The following is an 18,590-nucleotide window of genomic DNA, read 5'->3' on the forward strand; positions in this document are numbered from 1 at the left end:
GGGCGGGCCGGTGGGACGGGTGGCGGGGTATTGGCCGGAAGCGGACCCCTGAGACCTACTTGTGACCAACTTGTCATGCCTGCATCATCTTTACCGGCTCAGGCCGCGCCTGCACCCCCCGCAGCACGACCGGCACCCCGCACCCCGCCACCGCAGGACAGCAGCGGATTGAGCGTCCGGTACGAACCCGCTTTCACCAAGGAGAGTTCGTGGCTCGACGCAGGAAACAGGTCCCCCGCGGTACAGGGCGAGGAGCGAACCTCGCCGCCCTGACCGCCCTGATCACCGCCCTTCCCCTGGGGCTCGGGGCACTCCCGGCCCAGGCGAGCGCCGCCGCCCCCGCACCGGGCGGCGCCCTCGTCGCCAAGGGCGACGCGAAGCTGGTCGGCCAGTTCGCCGCCCAGGCTGCCAAGACCGGCAAGACCGGCAAGACCGGCAAGACCGGCAAGACCGGCAAGACCGGCAAGGGCGCCGAGACCGCCAAGGCCGCCGACGGCAAGGTCACCTTCTGGGTGAACCTGACCGGCAAGGCCGACCGGTCCGGGGCCCACAAGGCCAAGGGCAAGAAGGCCAAGGCCCGCGCGGTGTACGACACCATGACCGCCTACGCCGGCACGGCGCAGGCCGGAGTGCTCGACGAGATCGCCCGCCAGGGCGGTACCGCGAAGTCCTTCTGGATCGCCAACACCGTCGAGGTGACCGGCACCCGGGCGCTCGCCGAGAAGCTCGCCGCCCGCTCGGACGTCGCCTCCCTCGACTCCGACAGCGCGCTGACGCTCCCCGACCCGCTGCCCGGCGAGGCCGAGCCGAAGACGGACGGGGTCGAGTGGAACATCGACCGGATCAACGCCCCCAAGGTCTGGAACGAGCTGGGCGTACGCGGTGACGGTGTCGTCGTCGCGTCCATCGACAGCGGGGTCCAGTACGACCACCCGGCGGTCAAGGCCAAGTACCGGGGCCTGAAGTCGGACGGCTCGTACGACCACAACTACAACTGGTTCGACCCGGCGAAGGTCTGCGCGAACGCCACCCCGTGCGACAACAACGGCCACGGCACCCACACCATGGGCACCATGGTCGGCGACGACGGCGCGGGCAACACGGTCGGCGTCGCCCCCGGCGCGAAGTGGGTCTCCGCCAAGGGCTGCGAGTCCAGCTCCTGCTCCCGGGAGTCGCTGCTCGCCTCCGGCCAGTGGGTGATCGCCCCCACCGACCTGAACGGCGCCAACCCGCGCCCCGACCTCGCCCCCGACGTGGTCAACAACTCCTGGGGCATGACCGGCTACGACCCCTGGTACCGCGAGACGGTGCAGGCGTGGCGCGACGCCGGCATCTTCCCGGCCTTCTCCAACGGCAACAACGGCTCGGCCTGCAACACCTCCGGAGCCCCGGGCACGTACACGAACTCGTACTCCTCGGGCGCCTTCGACATCAACAACGCCATCGCCGGCTTCTCCTCGCGCGGCACCGGAGAGAACGGCGCGATCAAGCCCAACCTGGCGGCTCCGGGCGTCAACGTCCGGTCCTCCTGGGCCGGCGGCGGCTACAGCACCATCTCCGGTACGTCGATGGCCTCCCCGCACACCGCCGGCACCGTCGCCCTGATGTGGTCGGCGTCGCCCGCGATCCGGGGCAACATCGCCGAGACGGAGAAGCTGCTCGACCAGAGCGCGATCGACGTCGACGACACCACCTGCGGCGGCACCGCGGCCAAGAACAACGTCTTCGGCGAGGGCCGGCTCGACGCCTACGCCGCGGTCGGCGCCACCCCGCGCGGCGCCCTCGGCGCCCTGTCCGGCACCGTCACCTCCGGCGGCGGCGCCCTCGGCGACGCCCGGCTGAGCCTGTCCGGCCCGATGAAGACCACGGTCGTCACCGGCGCGGACGGCTCCTACACGCTGCCGAAGCTGATGGTCGGCGACTACACGGCCGAGGTGGGCAAGTTCGGCTACGTCACCGCCACGGGCACCGTCACGGTGGTCGAGGACCAGGCCGTGACGAAGGACTTCGCCGTCGACCAGGCCCCGTCGGCCAAGCTCACCGGCAAGGTCTCGACCGAGGCGGGCCCCGAGGCCGGCGCCACCCTCGCCGTCCAGGGCACCCCGGTCCGCGGCACCACCGCGGCCGACGGCAGCTACGCGCTGACCCTGCCGGTCGGCGCCTACGACGTGGCCGTCACCCCGGTCAGCCGCTGCGCCGCGGGCACCAGCACCGGCGTCAAGCTGAACGCCGACACCACCCGGAACATCGACCTGGCGCCCCGTACCGACACCTTCGGCACGGCCTGCCGGCTCGCTTCGACGGCCTTCCCGACCGGCACCGACAAGCTCACCATGTCGAGCCAGACCACCGGCTCGGCCGTGGTGACCCTGCCCTTCCCGGTGGCGCTGTACGGCAAGACGTACCGCACCGCCACCGCCACCACCGAGGGCGTCCTCGCCTTCGGCACCAGCTCCACCTCGTCCGCCAACAGCACGCTGCCGACGACCACCACGCCCAACGGCGCGCTGTACCCGTTCTGGGACAACCTCCAGCTGGCCGCCGACTCGGGCATCTACAGCGGAGTCTCCGGCACCGCCCCGCACCGCCGGTTCACCGTCGAGTGGCGCGATGTCCAGATCTACGCCGACACCACCCAGCGCGTCACCTTCTCCGCGGTGATCGGTGAGGACGGCGAGGTGTCCTACCACTACAAGGACATCGGCGCGGGCAGCTACGAGAACGGCTCCAGCGCCACCATCGGCCTGGAGAACGCCACCGGCACCGACGCCCTGCTCTACTCGTTCAACGAGCCGGTCGTCACCGACGGCATGAGCATCACCTTCCGCACCACCAAGAGCGCGGTCGTCGCCGGCACCGTCACCGACGGCAACGACAAGCGGGGCGTCGAGGGCGCCACGGTCTCCGTCCGCCAGGGCGGCGCCGAGGTAGGCACCGCCACCACCGGCGCCGACGGCGGCTACCTCGCCCAGGTCCCGGCCACCGGCGACAAGGCGACCTACACCCTCGCCTTCGGCGCCGCGCACTACACCGGCGCCACCGCCGCCCGGGACGCCAAGGCCACCGAGATCGCCACGGCCGACGCGGTCCTCGCCACCGGCCGGGTCAAGGCCGACCGTACGGCGGTGACCGAGATCGTCCCGGCGGACCAGAGCCGCGCCCGGGAGCTCGTCCTCGGCAACGACGGTTCCGCGACCGCGTACACGGTCAAGGAGAAGAACGGCGCCTCCTGGCTGAAGATCACCCCGGCCTCGGGCGACCTGGCGGCGGGCGGCACCCAGAAGGTGGCGCTCACCCTCGACACCCAGGGCGCGACCCCGGGCTCGGTGCTCACCGGCACCCTCCAGATCGCCTCGGAGTCCGGCCGTACACCGCTGACGGAGCTGCCGGTCAAGGTCGTCGTGCCCGCCTACCAGGTGGCCGTCGACGCCGGCGCGACCGAGGCGTCCACGGACACCCGCGGCGACGGCTGGCGTCCCGACCAGGAGTACAAGGCCGGCTCGTACGGCTACCTCGGCTCCACCGGCAAGGTCTCCACGTCCAAGGCGATCTCCGGCACCGGCGACCCGGAGCTGTACCGCAGCGCCCGCCAGGGTGCCTACGAGTACCGCTTCGACACCCTGCCGAACGGCGTCTACCAGGTCGACCTCGGCTTCGCGGAGCTGGGCAACACCAAGCCGGCGGACCGGGTGATGGACGTGATGGCCGAGGACACGGAGAAGATCTCCAACCTCGACGTCGCGCTGACGGCGGGCACCTTCGCCGCCCACGACCGGACCTTCACGGTCGAGGTCACCGACGGCCAGCTGAACCTGCGCCTCGTGGGCATCAAGGGCAAGACCCTGGTCAACTCCGTCCGGGTGAGCCACCGGCCGGACCTCGGCTGACGGACACGGCCACGGCCACGGTCACGGCCGCCGTGGGCGCGGGACGGACACGGATCCCGCACGCGACCTGACAGAGTGGGAACACCAGCGGGAAGCGCCGGGCCCGTCCCTTCGGGGGCGGGCCCGGCGTCGTCTCGGCATATGCCCGGGCCTGACGCCCCCCGTTCTGGCATATGCCCGGGCTCGGGTTTCCCGGATTCCCGGGCTTCCCGGCGATGGATGAATCCGGGGGCGCGGCGGTCCGCGACGCGCGGGCCTTCCTCCGCTCGGCGGCCTCCCAGGGGCTCGCGACGGCCTCGCCGAAGGGGGTCGGGAAGGGGGTCGCGAGACGGACGTAAAGCCTGGTCAGAGGGGTGGTGAAAGAGCCCTCCGGTGATCGTTTCCGCAGGTCAGGTAAGGCTTACCTACGTGATGCACCGCACCGCCGGACGGCCGGACCTCGCTTGTCAGCCCGTGATTAATTACGCAACAATGGCGTTGTGAAAAACGTCGGAGAGGCTCCCACGGAGGAACTCGCGACCGGAGAGCGCTCGACGCGCAACCGGGTCGCGCGCTCCATCCTGGACCACGGGCCCTCGACCGTCGCCGATCTGGCCCAGCGGCTCGGCCTCACCCAGGCCGCCGTCCGCCGCCACCTCGACTCGCTCGCCGGCGACAACGTCGTGGAGGCCCGCGAGAAGCGCGTCTACGGGGCCCGCTCCCGCGGCCGCCCCGCCAAGGTCTTCGCCCTCACGGACGGCGGCCGGGACGCGTTCGACCAGTCGTACGACAAGCTGGCCGTCGAGGCACTGCGCTGGATCGAGCGCAACGCCGGCGGGGAAGCGGCCGTCGCCGCCTTCGCCCGCGACCGCATCGAGGCGCAGGCCGAGGCGTACCGCGCGGCCGTCGAGGCCGCCGGCCCCAGCCGCCGCACGGAGGCGCTGGCGAAGGCGCTGAGCGCGGACGGGTACGCTGCCACGGCACGTCACGCGCCGGTCGGCGAACAGCTCTGCCAGCACCACTGCCCGGTCGTCCACGTCGCCGAGCAGTATCCGCAACTGTGCGAGGCGGAGACGGAGATCTTCTCCCGCCTCCTCGGGACCCATGTCCAGCGCCTGGCCACCATCGCGCACGGCGACGGCGTCTGTACGACGTACATCCCGGACATCGCGCACGGCGACTCCGGGACCACCGCGCAGACGCGGACCACATCATCCACAGCATCAGCCAGCAAGGCCGGGAGGAACCCCGCATGACCACCGAGATCAGCCACCCCGAGCTCGAGGGCCTGGGTCGGTACGAATACGGCTGGGCCGACTCGGACGCAGCGGGTGCCGCCGCCCAGCGCGGTCTCTCCGAGCACGTCGTCCGCGACATCTCCGCGAAGAAGAACGAGCCGGAGTGGATGCTGAAGCTGCGCCTCAAGGGGCTCAAGCTCTTCGGCAAGAAGCCCATGCCGACCTGGGGCTCCGACCTCTCCGGCATCGACTTCGACAACATCAAGTACTTCGTGCGGTCCACCGAGAAGCAGGCCGAGTCCTGGGAGGACCTGCCGGAGGACATCAAGAACACGTACGACAAGCTCGGCATCCCGGAGGCGGAGAAGCAGCGCCTCGTCGCCGGTGTCGCGGCCCAGTACGAGTCCGAGGTCGTCTACCACCAGATCCGCGAGGACCTGGAGGAGCAGGGCGTCATCTTCGTCGACACCGACACCGCGCTGAAGGAGCACGAGGAACTCTTCAAGGAGTACTTCGGCACCGTCATCCCGGTCGGCGACAACAAGTTCGCCTCCCTGAACACCGCCGTGTGGTCCGGCGGCTCGTTCATCTACGTGCCGAAGGGCGTGCACGTCGAGATCCCGCTCCAGGCCTACTTCCGTATCAACACGGAGAACATGGGCCAGTTCGAGCGGACGCTGATCATCGTCGACGAGGACGCCTACGTCCACTACGTCGAGGGCTGCACCGCCCCGATCTACTCCTCCGACTCGCTGCACAGCGCCGTCGTCGAGATCATCGTGAAGAAGGGCGGCCGCTGCCGCTACACGACCATCCAGAACTGGTCGAACAACGTCTACAACCTGGTGACCAAGCGCGCCGTCGCCTACGAGGGCGCCACCATGGAGTGGGTCGACGGCAACATCGGCTCCAAGGTCACCATGAAGTACCCGGCCGTCTACCTGATGGGCGAGCACGCCAAGGGCGAGACGCTGTCCATCGCCTTCGCGGGCGAGGGCCAGCACCAGGACGCCGGCGCCAAGATGGTCCACATGGCCCCGAACACCTCCTCCAGCATCGTCTCCAAGTCGGTGGCGCGAGGCGGCGGCCGCACCTCCTACCGCGGTCTCATCGAGATCGGCGAGGGTGCCCCGGGCGCCAAGTCGAACGTGCTGTGCGACGCGCTGCTCGTCGACACCATCTCCCGTTCCGACACGTACCCCTACGTGGACGTGCGCGAGGACGACGTCACGATGGGCCACGAGGCCACCGTCTCCAAGGTCTCCGAGGACCAGCTCTTCTACCTGATGCAGCGCGGCATGACCGAGCAGGAGGCCATGGCGATGATCGTCCGCGGCTTCGTCGAGCCGATCGCCAAGGAGCTGCCGATGGAGTACGCGCTGGAGCTGAACCGGCTGATCGAGCTGCAGATGGAAGGCGCGGTCGGCTAACTGCCGCCCCACCCCGTACGCAGCGAACGATTCTCAACGCAGGAAGAGAGCACTACGACAGCCATGGCTGAGGCTCAGAACATCCCCGCGGGCTCGACCACCGCGGGCTCGATCGCGGTGGCCGCCGAGTCCACCGTCGCCACCCGCATGAGCGCCCCGCCGTCCTTCGACGTCGCGGACTTCCCCGTGCCGCACGGCCGCGAGGAGGAGTGGCGCTTCACCCCGCTGGAGCGGCTGCGCGGCCTCCACGACGGCACGGCCACCGCCAACGGCGAAGGCGTGCGCGTCGAGATCGAGGCCCCCGAGGGCGTCACCGTGGAGGCCGTCGGCCGCGACGACGCCCGCCTCGGCCGGGCCGGCAAGCCCGTCGACCGGGTCGCCGCCCAGGCGTACTCGGCCTTCGAGAAGGCGTCGGTCGTCACCGTCGCCAAGGAGGCCGTGCTCACCGAGCCGATCCGGATCTCCCTGCGCGGCCAGGGCGGCGTCGCCTTCGGCCACCAGGTGATCGAGGTCGGCGCGTTCGCCGAGGCCGTGGTCGTCCTCGACCACACCGGTGACGGCGTGCTCGCCGCCAACGTCGACTTCGTCCTCGGCGACGGCGCCAAGCTCACCGTCGTCTCCGTCCAGGACTGGGACGACACCGCCGTCCACGTCGCCCAGCACAACGCCCTCGTCGGCCGCGACGCGACCTTCAAGTCCGTCGTCGTGACCTTCGGCGGCGACCTGGTCCGGCTGCACCCGCGGGTCGAGTACACCGCCCCCGGCGGCGACGCCGAGCTGTTCGGTCTGTACTTCACCGACGCCGGCCAGCACCAGGAGCACCGCCTCCTGGTCGACCACAACACCCCGCACTGCCGCTCCAACGTGGCCTACAAGGGCGCCCTGCAGGGCCAGGACGCCCACGCGGTGTGGATCGGCGACGTCCTCATCCAGGCCAAGGCCGAGGGCACCGACACCTACGAGCTCAACCGGAACCTCGTCCTCACCGACGGTGCCCGGGTCGACTCGGTCCCGAACCTGGAGATCGAGACGGGCGAGATCGCCGGCGCCGGCCACGCCTCCGCCACCGGCCGCTTCGACGACGAGCAGCTCTTCTACCTGATGGCCCGCGGCATCCCGGAGACCGAGGCCCGCCGCCTGGTCGTCCGCGGCTTCTTCGCCGAGCTGGTCCAGCAGATCGGCGTCCCGGACGTCGAGGAGCGCCTGCTCGCCAAGATCGAGGCCGAGCTGGAGGCGTCCGTCTGATGGCCTTCGTCCGCGTCTGCGCGCTGAGCGAACTCGGCGAGGACACCCCGAAGCGGGTCGAGATAGACGGCACGCCGGTCTCCCTCGTACGTACCGAGGGCGAGGTGTTCGCGATCCACGACGTCTGCTCGCACGCGAACGTCTCCCTCTCCGAGGGCGAGGTGGAGGACTGCCGGATCGAGTGCTGGCTGCACGGTTCCGCGTTCGACCTCCGCACCGGCAAGCCGTCCGGTCTTCCCGCGACGCGCCCCGTCCCCGTATACCCCGTAAAGATCGAAGGGGACGATGTGCTCGTCTCCGTCACCCAGGAGTCCTGAGTCACCCATGGCAACGCTTGAAATCCACGACCTGCACGTCTCCGTCGAGGCCGAGAACGGTCCGCGTGAGATCCTCAAGGGTGTCGACCTGACCATCAAGCAGGGCGAGACCCACGCCGTCATGGGCCCCAACGGCTCCGGCAAGTCGACCCTGGCGTACTCGCTGGCCGGCCACCCGAAGTACACGATCACCGGCGGCACCGTCACCCTCGACGGTGAGGACGTCCTGGAGATGTCGGTCGACGAGCGTGCCCGCGCCGGCGTCTTCCTCGCCATGCAGTACCCGGTCGAGGTCCCCGGCGTCTCGGTCTCCAACTTCCTGCGCACCTCCGCCACCGCGATCCGCGGCGAGGCCCCCAAGCTGCGGCTGTGGGTCAAGGAGGTCAAGGAGGCCATGGCGAAGCTCCAGATGGACCCGGCGTTCGCCGAGCGCAACGTCAACGAGGGCTTCTCCGGCGGCGAGAAGAAGCGCCACGAGATCCTTCAGCTGGAGCTGCTCAAGCCGAAGATCGCGATCCTCGACGAGACCGACTCCGGCCTCGACGTCGACGCCCTGCGCATCGTCTCCGAGGGTGTCAACCGCGTCCGTGAGCAGGGCGAGGTCGGCACCCTGCTGATCACGCACTACACGCGGATCCTCCGCTACATCAAGCCCGACTTCGTGCACGTCTTCGCGAACGGCCGCATCGTCGAGTCCGGCGGCGCCGAGCTCGCGGACCAGCTGGAGAACGAGGGCTACGACAAGTACGTGAAGGGTGGCGCATCCGCGTGAATTCCGCCCATCAGGGGCTGACCGGCCTCCTCGACACCGAGGCGATCCGCAAGGACTTCCCGCTGCTGGACCGTCTGGTCCACGACGGCAAGAAGATCGTGTACCTGGACTCCGCGGCCACCTCGCAGAAGCCGCGCCAGGTCCTCGACGCGCTCAACACCTACTACGAGCGGCACAACGCCAATGTGCACCGCGGCGTCTACACGGTCGCCGAGGAGGCCACCGAGCTCTACGAGGGCGCCCGCGACAAGGTCGCCGCGTTCATCAACGCGCCGAGCCGCGACGAGGTCATCTTCACCAAGAACGCCTCCGAGTCGCTCAACCTCGTGGCCAACATGCTCGGCTGGGCCGACGAGCCCTACCGGGTCGACCACGAGACCGAGATCGTCATCACGGAGATGGAGCACCACTCCAACATCGTGCCGTGGCAGCTGCTCGCGCAGCGCACCGGCGCGAAGCTGAAGTGGTTCGGGCTCACCGACGAGGGCCGGCTCGACCTGTCCAACATCGACGAGCTCATCACCGAGAAGACCAAGGTGGTGTCCTTCACCCTGGTCTCCAACCTGCTCGGCACCGTGAACCCGGTCGAGGCCATAGTCCGGCGCGCCCAGGAGGTCGGTGCGCTCGTCTGCGTCGACGCCTCCCAGGCGGCCCCGCACATGGTGCTCGACGTGCAGGCGCTCCAGGCCGACTTCGTGGCCTTCACCGGCCACAAGATGTGCGGCCCGACCGGCATCGGCGTCCTCTGGGGCCGCCAGGAGCTGCTCGAGGACCTGCCGCCGTTCCTCGGCGGCGGCGAGATGATCGAGACCGTCTCGATGCACTCCTCGACCTACGCCCCGGCGCCGCACAAGTTCGAGGCGGGTACGCCCCCGATCGCCCAGGCCGTCGGCCTCGGCGCGGCCGTGGACTACCTGACGGCGATCGGCATGGAGAACATCGCGCGCCACGAGCACGCGATCACCGAGTACGCCGTCCGCCGCCTCCAGGAGGTTCCGGACCTGCGGATCATCGGCCCGGCCACGGCCGAGGACCGGGGCGCCGCGATCTCCTTCACGCTCGGCGACATCCACCCGCACGACGTGGGCCAGGTCCTCGACGAGCAGGGCATCGCGGTCCGGGTCGGCCACCACTGCGCCCGCCCGGTCTGCCTGCGCTACGGAATTCCGGCGACCACGCGCGCGTCGTTCTATCTGTACTCCACTCCGGCCGAGGTCGACGCCCTGGTCGAGGGTCTGGAGCACGTCCGTAACTTCTTCGGATAGGGCGGCTGACCTGTGAAGCTGGATTCGATGTACCAGGACGTCATCCTGGACCACTACAAGCACCCGCACGGGCGGGGCTTGCGGGACGGCGACGCCGAGGTGCACCACGTCAACCCGACCTGTGGTGACGAGATCACGCTGCGCGTGAAGTACGACGGCGAGCGTGTCGAGGACGTGTCGTACGAGGGCCAGGGCTGCTCCATCAGCCAGGCCTCGGCCTCCGTCCTCAACGAGCTGCTCGTCGGCAAGGAGCTGGCCGAGGCGCGAAGGATCCAGGACACGTTCCTGGAGCTGATGCAGTCCAAGGGCCGGATCGAGCCGGACGAGGCGATGGAGGAGATCCTGGAGGACGCGGTCGCGTTCGCCGGTGTCTCGAAGTACCCGGCCCGGGTGAAGTGCGCGCTGCTCAGCTGGATGGCGTGGAAGGACGCGACCGCCCAGGCCCTGGGCGGGGACGACCAGAAGTCTGTGAGGAAGTCGGCATGACCGAGAACGCCGAGGCCACCCTGAAGCCGGCCTCCGAAGAAGAGATCCGCGAGGCGCTGTACGACGTCGTCGACCCCGAGCTGGGGATCGATGTCGTCAACCTCGGACTGATCTACGGGATCCACGTCGACGAGTCCAACGTCGCGACCCTGGACATGACCCTGACGTCGGCGGCCTGCCCGCTGACCGATGTGATCGAGGACCAGGCGAAGTCCGCGACCGACGGCATCGTCAACGAGCTGAAGATCAACTGGGTCTGGATGCCCCCGTGGGGCCCGGACAAGATCACGGACGACGGCCGCGAGCAGCTTCGCGCGCTCGGCTTCAACGTCTGATCGGTCTGATCTGTCCGATCGGTCTGATCGGCCTGGTCGGTTTGACTGTCCGATCGGTCTGATCCGTTTGGATCCGTCCGACGGTCCGACCGCCTGATCCGTGCGATCCGTCTGCTTCAGGCGATCCGTACGCAGGCGCGGGGATACGCAGGTACGCCCGAGGGCTCCGGTGGGAACACCGGGGCCCTCGGGCGTATCGTTTCGCCGCTTCCCCGTCAGACGAGCGGCGTGCCCGCGCTCTCGGCGAGTGCCGGGGCCAGGTTCTCCTTGCGGATGCGCTGGTCGATGTAGAGCAGGGAGGTCATCAGCGGCTGGAGCGGGGCCATCAGTGTCTGGACGACGAGCTGGATGAGCCCGAGGGTCACCATCGCGCCGACCATGGTGGGGATGACGTCACGCACCCTCTCGGCCTTCTCGGGGATGAAGCCGATCGTTGAGAACATGGTCGCGAACGACGTGATCTGCTGGATCATCCCGGCGACGACGGAGATCATCAGACTCATCAGCAGCGTGCAGCCGGCGATGCGCCACCAGGACCCGCGGACCAGATGGGCGGAGCGGCGCAGCGCGGCCACCGGGCGCTGGTTCTCGATCACGGCGGCGGCCGGGGCCAGCAGGAACTTCATCCAGAGCCACACGGAGAGGGGGAAGGAGGCCACGGCGAGCAGTATGGCCACTCCGCCCGCGATCGCGACGCCCGACCCGCCGCCGTGGTCCTGTACGAGGAGCCCCCCGAACAGCGTCATCGCGCCGATTCCGAACAGGACCATCGGCAGGGCGGCGGCCAGACCGGACAGGAAGACCGAGCCGATCACCGCGCCGACGCGCGACCAGGCGCGGCGCCAGACGGCCCCGAAGAGGGCGGGCCGGCCGAGGACCGCTTCCTGCGTCACGGTGTGGACGGTGGCGTTGACGAGGGCGCTGGCGACGAGCATGCCGATGATCAGGATCAGCCAGGCCGTACCGAAGGTGACGATCAGCGGCTGGAAGTCGGCGAAGCCGGGATCCGCGTCGTCGGGCAGGTCGTCCAGCCGTTCCACGTTGTCCACGACGCTGCCGTAAGCGACCAGCAGCACGCCGCCCAGCAGGGCCGCGACGGTCCCGTAGGCGATCGCCGTGATGCCGAGGAGCGGTTTCCAGTAGCGCCCGTAGGTGCTGAAGACGCCGCCGAGGAGGTCGCCCACACGCAGCGGCGCGAGGGGTATGACGCCCGGCTTGGGCGGCGGAGGCGGGGGCGGATAGCCGTATCCGTACGGTCCCGGTGGGTAGGTCATGCGCACACCGTAACCGCCCTTGATCGCACTACTGTACGACCCCGATATGTACGCCCGTACACTCGGATGCCATGGGATACGGACTGCTCGCCGGAGCCATCGCCGCGGAGATCGTCGCGACCACCTCGATGAAGTACAGCGACGGCTTCTCCAGGCTCTGGCCCTCGCTCCTCACCGGCACCGGCTACCTCGTCGCCTTCGCCCTCCTCGCCCAGGCGCTCAAGACCCTCCAGGTCGGCACCGCCTACGCGATCTGGTCCGGCATCGGCACCGCCGCCGTCGCCGTCATAGGCTTCCTCTTCCTCGGCGAGAGCCTCGGCCCCGCCAAGATCGCCGGCCTCGCCCTGATCATCGCCGGGGTCGCCGTCCTCAACCTGGGCGGCGCGCACTGATGGCCGCCGCCGCGCCCCGGGCCCGCCGCCACGACCCCGGCCGCCGCGACCGGATCGTCGACGCCGCCCTGCGCGTCGTCGGCCGGGCCGGGCTCGCCGGACTCAGCCACCGCACCGTCGCCGCCGAGGCCGATGTGCCGCTCGGCTCCACCACGTACCACTTCGCCTCCCTCGACGAACTGCTCGTCGCCGCCTTGCGCAAGGCCAACGACACCTTCGGCCGCGCCCTGCGCGAGAGCCCCGGCCTCGCCGATCCGGCGAGCGACCTCGCCGCCGTCCTCGCCCGGCTCATGGGCGGCTGGCTGAGCGGCGAACGGCGCGGCGTGGAGCTGGAGTACGAGCTCTACCTCGCCGCCCTGCGCCGTCCCGCGCTGCGCCCGGTGGCCGCCGAATGGGCCGAGGAGGTGAGCCGGATCCTCGCCGCGCGGACCGACCCGGCGACCGCCCGGGGCGTGGTCGCCCTGATGGACGGCATCTGCCTCCAGGTGCTGCTCACGGACGGCCGGTACGACGAGGAGTACGCGCGCGCCCTGCTGGCCCGGGTGCTGGATCCCGCCTGAGGTATCCGGCCCGCGGCGAGGGGCGCGGGCTTCGGGCGGGCACCGTGAGACCGGCCGGTTGGCCCGCGCGGGGCCTCGAAGGTTAGGTTTTCCGTCATGACCACTGCTCCTCGCACCACCGGCGCCGTCGCCGCCGGCCTTGCCACCCTCGCCGGCGACGGCACCGTTCTCGACACCTGGTTCCCCGCCCCGGAGCTGACCGACGCGCCCGGCCCGGCCGGCACCGAGCGGCTCGGCCCCGACGAGGCCGTGAACGCGCTCGGCGAGGGCGCCGCCAAGGCCCTCGGCGTGGACGCCCGCCGCGGGGTCGAGGTGGTCGCCGTCCGTACCGTCATCTCCTCCCTCGACGACAAGCCGCTCGACGCCCACGACGTCTACCTGCGCCTGCACCTGCTGAGCCACCGTCTGGTGAAGCCGCACGGCCAGAACCTGGACGGCATGTTCGGCCTGCTCGCCAACGTCGCCTGGACCTCGCTCGGCCCGGTCGCCGTCGACGACGTCGAGAGGGTGCGCCTGAACGCCCGCGCCGAGGGCCTGCACCTGGCGGTCACCTCGATCGACAAGTTCCCTCGGATGACCGACTACGTGGCGCCCGCCGGCGTCCGGATCGGCGACGCCGACCGGGTCCGCCTCGGCGCCCACCTCGCGGCCGGCACCACCGTCATGCACGAGGGCTTCGTCAACTTCAACGCCGGCACGCTCGGCACCTCGATGGTCGAGGGCCGGATCTCTGCCGGTGTCGTGGTCGGCGACGGCTCCGACATCGGCGGCGGCGCCTCCACCATGGGCACCCTGTCCGGCGGCGGCAAGCAGATCATCTCCATCGGCGAGCGCTGCCTGATCGGCGCCGAGGCGGGCATCGGCATCGCGCTCGGCGACGAGTGCGTCGTCGAGGCCGGTCTGTACGTCACGGCCGGTACCCGGGTCGCGCTGCCCGACGGCCAGATCGTCAAGGCGCTGGAGCTCTCAGGCGCCGACAACGTCCTCTTCCGCCGCAACTCGGTCACCGGCGCCGTCGAGGCCCGCCCCTACAAGGCCAACTGGGGCGGCCTCAACGAGATGCTGCACAGCCACAACTGACCCGCACGCGGCGACGGGCCCCGGCCCGTCGCGCGGTCGCGACCGGCCGCCCTGCCCGCCGTTTCGTACGGTGGGCGGGGCGGCCGGCTGTTTTGCGGGGAGCTTTGGAGGCCCTGGAGGCCCGGGGCGTTCAGAGTGTGAGCTTGAAGCCGTCGTGGCTGCGGGCGAAGCCCAGCGAGGCGTAGAAGCGGTGGGCGTCCGTCCGGCTCTTGTTACTGGTCAGCTGGACGAGCGCGCAGCCTCGGGCGCGGGCCCGGGCCACCGCGCCCGTCATCAGTGCGCGCCCGAGGCCGTCGCCGCGCCGGTCGGCCCGGATCCGGACCGCCTCGATCAGGGCCCGCTCGGCGCCGCCCTTGCCGAGGCCCGGGATGTAGGTGGCCTGGAGGCAGCCGAGGACGGTCGCGCCGGGCTCCGCCGTCTCGGCCAGGACGAGCAGTTCGTTGCGCGCGTCGGCCTCGATGTCCGCGAACGCCCGCGCGTGGGCGGGGGTGACGGTCATCGAGGCCGGGTCCACCACCCGCTCCTCGTCGGCGAGGAGCGCGAGGACGGCGGGCAGATCGGCACGGGTGGCGGGACGCAGGATCACGCCCGGAGTCTCGCACACCCGCACGAGGGTTCGATCAAGCCTGACCGGACCCGACCAAGCCCGATCGGGAGCACTCAAGCGTGATCGAGCCCGATCGGAGGTGCTCACGGGCGGAAGCGCAGCACCTGCGGGTCGTGGTCGCTGTTCTGGTCGGCGAACTCCGCGTTGATGTGCACGCTGTCGTACGCGAAGTGGTGCACGCCGGGGCTGGTCAGGATCTGGTCGAGCACCTGGCTGTTGCCCTGGTAGACGTACGAGTAGCGCTCGTTCGCCGGCAGCGACAGCGCGGCCGGGGACAGCACCCCGCCCTCGGTCATCGCCCGCGTGGCGGCGGAGAACTCGAAGTCGTTGATGTCGCCGACGACGAGCACGTCCGCCTGCTTGTCGAGCGCCACGATGTCCTTGACGAAGGCGTTGACGGCCTGGCCCTGGAGCAGTCGCTTCTGCTCGGAGGAACGGTTCGGCGGCTGGTGGTGCGAGACGATCGACTCGTCGCCGCCCTTGGAGCCGAAGTGGTTGGCGATCACGAAGACCGTCCGGCCGCGGAAGGAGAACTCGCCCGCGAGCGGCTTGCGGCTGTCCGTCCAGGCGGCGTTCGCCGGGTCGACGCGGCCGGGGGAGAGCGTCAGATGGGCGTCGCCGTGCGTGCCGGTCACCTTGGTCGCGGTGGTGGCGTCGCCGCCCGGGCGGTCCACGAAGGAGACGCGCGCGGGGTTGAAGAGGAAGACCTGACGGATGTTGCCGCCGGGCTCGCCGCCGTCCTTGCCGTTCTCCGGGTCGACCGAGCGCCAGTCGTACGCCGGACCGCCGGCCGCCACGATCGCGTCCGTGAACTTCTTCACGGTCTCGCCGGCGGTGACGACCCCGTCGTTCTTCGGGCCGTTGTCGTCCTGGATCTCCTCCAGGGCGACGATGTCGGGCGAGGAGAGGTTCTCGACGACCGCCCCGGCGAGCGCGTCGAACTTCTCCTGAGGGTCGGTCGGGTCGAGGTTCTCCACGTTGTACGTGGCGACCGCCAGCTCGTTCTTGTGCTGCGGGGTCGTCTTCTCGCGGATCAGACCGCGGTCCTCGACCTGGCCCAGGGTGGCGGCGACCAGGGTGTAGCCGCCGTACTGGTTGAAGTCCAGCGGGCCCTCGGTGACGCCGTTCAGCCGGTCGCCCACGTTCGCCTTGGGGAAGGGGCGCTCGGCGAGCGGCGCGAGCTGCTGGATCTGGAGCCGGCCGCCGTTCTGGGAGTCGTACGAGCCGTAGACCGTGCCGCCGCGGACGCTGGGGTTCTCGTCCGGCTTCACCGTGACCCACAGCTCGGCGTACGGGTCGCTGGCGCCGACCACGCGCGCGGAGCCGATGCGGACGTTCATGCCCTCCAGGGACTCGTAGTAGTCCAGGGCGTACGAACGCGGCCGCAGCGGAAGCCGGTCGATGGAACCGCCGTCGGCCGGGTCGCCCGCCGGGGCGTACGCGGCCGGCACCGAGTCCACCGTGATGGTGACGGCGGCCGGGACCGGGTTGCCCTTCGAGCGGACGGTGACCACCGGCTTGGAGATCTGGGTCATCGACTGATTGCCGGAGGCGAGGCCGCCCGGCACGTACTCGGTCACCGTGCCGTCGACGCTCACCGCGTCGCCGGCGGCGACGGTCGGCACCGAGCTGGTGAAGACGAAGACGCCCTCGCTGGTGGCCGGGTCGCCGTCGGGGTTCGGGTCCTGCATCCAGAAGCCGCGCGAGCCGTAGGTGCGCACGGCGGTGACGACGCCCTCGACGCCGGTCACCTGCCGGCCGGCGAGCGGGGAGACCCGGGTGGTGCCCTGAATGTCGTGGATCCGCACGGGAGCGGCCGCGGTGGCGGACGCCTCGTCGGCGGAGGCGGCCGCGCCGCCGAGCAGACCGGCGGCGAGGGCGGCGGCGACCACGGTGGCGACGGTCGCGGACCGGGATATGGAGGAAGACATCAAGGTGCTCCGAGAACGGGTTGTACGAACGATCGAATGATCTACGCGCGTCAAGTACTGCTTACGTCCAGTGACCTTGTCAAATTCCTGTGCGCGGTCGACTCCCCGTGAGTGGTCGACGCGTGTACGAAGGCTGACGCGTGCGGGAACCGCCGGAGCGTCCCCCGAATGCGTCTAGGCTGAAGGCCGCTGGAGCCGGAGGCTCCCAGCTCGACCCGACCACCCCCGCCGAGGAGAACACCCCACGATGGCACCGGACCAGCCGATCCTTCCCCCCGTTCGACTGCGCTCGGACGCGGAACTGGCCCGGGACGCCCTGGCCGCACCCCTCCTCGCCCGCGCCGTCCGGCTCGCCCGCTGGGCCGGCCCCGAGACCCGGGTCGGCGCGGGCGGCGAACTCGCCGACGCGCAGCTGCCCGTCGCCGCCGAGGCGCTCGGGCTGACCGCCGACGAGGACGGCGAGGCGGAGGCCGCCGAGGCATGGCGGGTCGCCGTGGACACCGGCCTGGTCGAGATCCACGACCCCGAGGACGCCGAGAGCGGCAAGGAGGCCGAGGAGGCCGGAGACGCCGAGGGCACCGTCACCGCCGGCGAGAGCCTGGCGGCGCTGACCGCCGGTTCGCCCAAGGACGTGCTCGCCGTCTGGCTGGAGGGCTTCGAGTCGGTCTTCGACGACGCCGCCGCGCCGTACATCGACGACCTCGACGCGCTCGTCGGCCCGGACGGCGAGATCGACTTCGAGGCCCTGGACTGGGACCCCGAGGCCGAGGCCGACTTCCTGGAGGGCGTGCTCGGCAACCTCTACCTGCTCACCGTCTCCGAGGGCGGCTCCGGCGAGGGCCCCGTGCCGCTGCCCGCGCTCGCCGCGTCGATGGTGATCCCCGACGACATGAACGAGCCCACCGACGACATCCTGGAGCAGGTCTCCGACGCGATGATGCGGCTCGACGAGCAGTTCCGGATCCTGGAGCCCATCGGCCTCGTCGAGTACCAGCCCGTCGACGAGGCCCTGATGGTCGAGGAGTCGGAAGAGGACGTCACCGCCGCCGCCGACGCCGGGGGTACCGCCGCCGCTGCCGGCGCCGCCGAGGAGCTCGACGACGAGGACGTCAGCCGCTACGGCATGGTCCGCCTCACCCCGCTCGGTCTGTACGGCATCCGCTCCCGGATGCTCGACGCCGGCCTGACCGCCCCCGCCGTCGGCGACCTCGCCGAGAAGGACGCCGACACCCTGCTGGCCGGGGTCGTCCACTACCCGCAGGAGGCCGCCCGCGCCGAGGTCGCCGGCTGGCTCGCCGCCCGGGAGGTCCCGGCCGCTGCCCGCGACCTGCTCGCCGCCGCCCGGGGCAGCGAGCCCGGCGCCCCGCTGCGCCGGCTCCACGCCCAGCAGGCGCTGTCCCTCGTCGGCGCGGAGGCCGAGCCGGTCGTCCGGGAGGTCCTGGACGACGCCGAACTCGGCGGTCTGGCCCGGGTCTGGCTCGCCGAGTGCGGCGCGGCCGACATCCCCGCGCCGCCGGAGTCGATGATCTTCTGGCTGGCCATCGACACCATCGCCGCCCACCTCGACGCCGAGGGCGAGCTGGAGGAACTCCAGGACCTCATCGAGGGCCTGACCGGCCGCCATGGCGGTTTCTTCGACCAGGCATGGCGGGTCGACCACCCGTCCACGGCCGACGTCCTGGAGGCGATGGGCCGGCTGCACCGCGACAAGCCCTCCGCCAAGGAGGCCCGCAAGGCCGCGTTCAAGGCGCGCTCGCGCCGCTGAGCCCAGCCTCCCTCGTTCGTACGGTCC

At 70.8% G+C, this 18,590-nt stretch carries 16 protein-coding genes; 13 read left to right on the top strand and 3 right to left on the bottom strand.

Annotated elements, in window-relative coordinates; all coding sequences use genetic code 11:
* Positions 1-209 precede the first annotated feature (209 nt).
* The 9 genes from ABZ990_RS12050 (at position 210) to ABZ990_RS12090 (ending at position 10,954) form a co-directional block, all read left to right on the top strand.
* Complete coding sequence (locus tag ABZ990_RS12050) at positions 210-3,887, top strand: S8 family serine peptidase (protein ID WP_361229264.1); 3,678 nt, start codon at positions 210-212, stop codon at positions 3,885-3,887.
* Positions 3,888-4,366: 479 nt separating this feature from the next.
* Positions 4,367-5,122, top strand: coding sequence for a metalloregulator ArsR/SmtB family transcription factor (locus tag ABZ990_RS12055; RefSeq protein WP_361229267.1), 756 nt, complete (start codon positions 4,367-4,369; stop codon positions 5,120-5,122).
* Positions 5,119-6,534 carry a Fe-S cluster assembly protein SufB gene (sufB, locus tag ABZ990_RS12060; RefSeq protein ID WP_361229270.1) on the top strand — a complete coding sequence of 472 codons (1,416 nt, stop codon included), beginning with the start codon at positions 5,119-5,121 and terminating at the stop codon, positions 6,532-6,534. The genes ABZ990_RS12055 and sufB overlap by 4 nt, the downstream gene beginning before the upstream one ends.
* A gap of 63 nt (positions 6,535-6,597) precedes the next feature.
* Positions 6,598-7,779: a Fe-S cluster assembly protein SufD gene (sufD, locus tag ABZ990_RS12065; protein ID WP_361229273.1), complete on the top strand. Its 1,182-nt coding sequence runs from the start codon at positions 6,598-6,600 to the stop codon at positions 7,777-7,779.
* Positions 7,779-8,096 carry a non-heme iron oxygenase ferredoxin subunit gene (locus ABZ990_RS12070; RefSeq protein ID WP_361229276.1) on the top strand — a complete coding sequence of 106 codons (318 nt, stop codon included), beginning with the start codon at positions 7,779-7,781 and terminating at the stop codon, positions 8,094-8,096. Before sufD ends, ABZ990_RS12070 begins: the two co-directional genes overlap by 1 nt.
* 7 nt (positions 8,097-8,103) lie before the next feature.
* The gene (gene sufC, locus ABZ990_RS12075; protein ID WP_361229279.1) at positions 8,104-8,868 is read left to right on the top strand and encodes a Fe-S cluster assembly ATPase SufC; all 765 of its coding nucleotides are present in this window, start codon (positions 8,104-8,106) and stop codon (positions 8,866-8,868) included.
* Complete coding sequence (locus tag ABZ990_RS12080; RefSeq protein ID WP_361229282.1) at positions 8,865-10,133, top strand: cysteine desulfurase; 1,269 nt, start codon at positions 8,865-8,867, stop codon at positions 10,131-10,133. The genes sufC and ABZ990_RS12080 overlap by 4 nt, the downstream gene beginning before the upstream one ends.
* Before the next feature lie 12 nt (positions 10,134-10,145).
* Positions 10,146-10,619 (top strand): Fe-S cluster assembly sulfur transfer protein SufU, encoded by a 474-nt coding sequence (gene sufU / locus ABZ990_RS12085; RefSeq protein ID WP_361229285.1) that lies wholly within the window; start codon positions 10,146-10,148, stop codon positions 10,617-10,619.
* Complete coding sequence (locus tag ABZ990_RS12090; RefSeq protein ID WP_361229288.1) at positions 10,616-10,954, top strand: metal-sulfur cluster assembly factor; 339 nt, start codon at positions 10,616-10,618, stop codon at positions 10,952-10,954. Before sufU ends, ABZ990_RS12090 begins: the two co-directional genes overlap by 4 nt.
* A gap of 215 nt (positions 10,955-11,169) precedes the next feature.
* Here ABZ990_RS12090 and ABZ990_RS12095 read toward each other — a convergent pair whose 3' ends face one another.
* The gene (locus ABZ990_RS12095) at positions 11,170-12,228 is read right to left on the bottom strand and encodes an oxidoreductase (protein WP_361229291.1); all 1,059 of its coding nucleotides are present in this window, start codon (positions 12,226-12,228) and stop codon (positions 11,170-11,172) included.
* A gap of 71 nt (positions 12,229-12,299) precedes the next feature.
* On the opposite strand from ABZ990_RS12095, the gene ABZ990_RS12100 reads away from it, so the two are divergent.
* The 3 genes from ABZ990_RS12100 (at position 12,300) to dapD (ending at position 14,260) form a co-directional block, all read left to right on the top strand.
* On the top strand, positions 12,300-12,620 hold the full coding sequence (locus tag ABZ990_RS12100; protein ID WP_361229294.1) for a multidrug efflux SMR transporter: 321 nt from the start codon (positions 12,300-12,302) through the stop codon (positions 12,618-12,620).
* Positions 12,620-13,180 carry a TetR family transcriptional regulator gene (locus ABZ990_RS12105; protein WP_361229298.1) on the top strand — a complete coding sequence of 187 codons (561 nt, stop codon included), beginning with the start codon at positions 12,620-12,622 and terminating at the stop codon, positions 13,178-13,180. Before ABZ990_RS12100 ends, ABZ990_RS12105 begins: the two co-directional genes overlap by 1 nt.
* 96 nt (positions 13,181-13,276) lie before the next feature.
* Positions 13,277-14,260, top strand: coding sequence for a 2,3,4,5-tetrahydropyridine-2,6-dicarboxylate N-succinyltransferase (gene dapD / locus ABZ990_RS12110; RefSeq protein WP_361229301.1), 984 nt, complete (start codon positions 13,277-13,279; stop codon positions 14,258-14,260).
* A gap of 130 nt (positions 14,261-14,390) precedes the next feature.
* Here dapD and ABZ990_RS12115 read toward each other — a convergent pair whose 3' ends face one another.
* The gene (locus ABZ990_RS12115; protein WP_361229304.1) at positions 14,391-14,846 is read right to left on the bottom strand and encodes a GNAT family N-acetyltransferase; all 456 of its coding nucleotides are present in this window, start codon (positions 14,844-14,846) and stop codon (positions 14,391-14,393) included.
* A 104-nt stretch (positions 14,847-14,950) separates the two neighbouring features.
* On the bottom strand, positions 14,951-16,798 hold the full coding sequence (locus ABZ990_RS12120; protein ID WP_361229307.1) for an endonuclease/exonuclease/phosphatase family protein: 1,848 nt from the start codon (positions 16,796-16,798) through the stop codon (positions 14,951-14,953).
* Between the two features lie 247 nt (positions 16,799-17,045).
* On the opposite strand from ABZ990_RS12120, the gene ABZ990_RS12125 reads away from it, so the two are divergent.
* Positions 17,046-18,563: a hypothetical protein gene (locus ABZ990_RS12125; protein WP_361229310.1), complete on the top strand. Its 1,518-nt coding sequence runs from the start codon at positions 17,046-17,048 to the stop codon at positions 18,561-18,563.
* Positions 18,564-18,590 lie beyond the last annotated feature (27 nt).

This window comes from Streptomyces sp. NPDC046203 (assembly GCF_040646255.1).
GTDB lineage: Bacteria > Actinomycetota > Actinomycetes > Streptomycetales > Streptomycetaceae > Streptomyces.

What these genes read in the sequence shown, in the direction of transcription:
- sufD (WP_361229273.1), top strand. Translation starts at nt 6,598, where the DNA reads ATGGCTGAGGCTCAGAACATCCCCGCGGGCTCGACCACCGCGGGCTCG.
- ABZ990_RS12125 (WP_361229310.1), top strand. Translation starts at nt 17,046, where the DNA reads ATGGCACCGGACCAGCCGATCCTTCCCCCCGTTCGACTGCGCTCGGAC.
- ABZ990_RS12095 (WP_361229291.1), bottom strand. Translation starts at nt 12,228, where the DNA reads ATGACCTACCCACCGGGACCGTACGGATACGGCTATCCGCCCCCGCCT.
- ABZ990_RS12070 (WP_361229276.1), top strand. Translation starts at nt 7,779, where the DNA reads ATGGCCTTCGTCCGCGTCTGCGCGCTGAGCGAACTCGGCGAGGACACC.
- ABZ990_RS12100 (WP_361229294.1), top strand. Translation starts at nt 12,300, where the DNA reads ATGGGATACGGACTGCTCGCCGGAGCCATCGCCGCGGAGATCGTCGCG.
- sufB (WP_361229270.1), top strand. Translation starts at nt 5,119, where the DNA reads ATGACCACCGAGATCAGCCACCCCGAGCTCGAGGGCCTGGGTCGGTAC.
- sufC (WP_361229279.1), top strand. Translation starts at nt 8,104, where the DNA reads ATGGCAACGCTTGAAATCCACGACCTGCACGTCTCCGTCGAGGCCGAG.
- ABZ990_RS12090 (WP_361229288.1), top strand. Translation starts at nt 10,616, where the DNA reads ATGACCGAGAACGCCGAGGCCACCCTGAAGCCGGCCTCCGAAGAAGAG.
- ABZ990_RS12120 (WP_361229307.1), bottom strand. Translation starts at nt 16,798, where the DNA reads ATGTCTTCCTCCATATCCCGGTCCGCGACCGTCGCCACCGTGGTCGCC.
- dapD (WP_361229301.1), top strand. Translation starts at nt 13,277, where the DNA reads ATGACCACTGCTCCTCGCACCACCGGCGCCGTCGCCGCCGGCCTTGCC.
- ABZ990_RS12105 (WP_361229298.1), top strand. Translation starts at nt 12,620, where the DNA reads ATGGCCGCCGCCGCGCCCCGGGCCCGCCGCCACGACCCCGGCCGCCGC.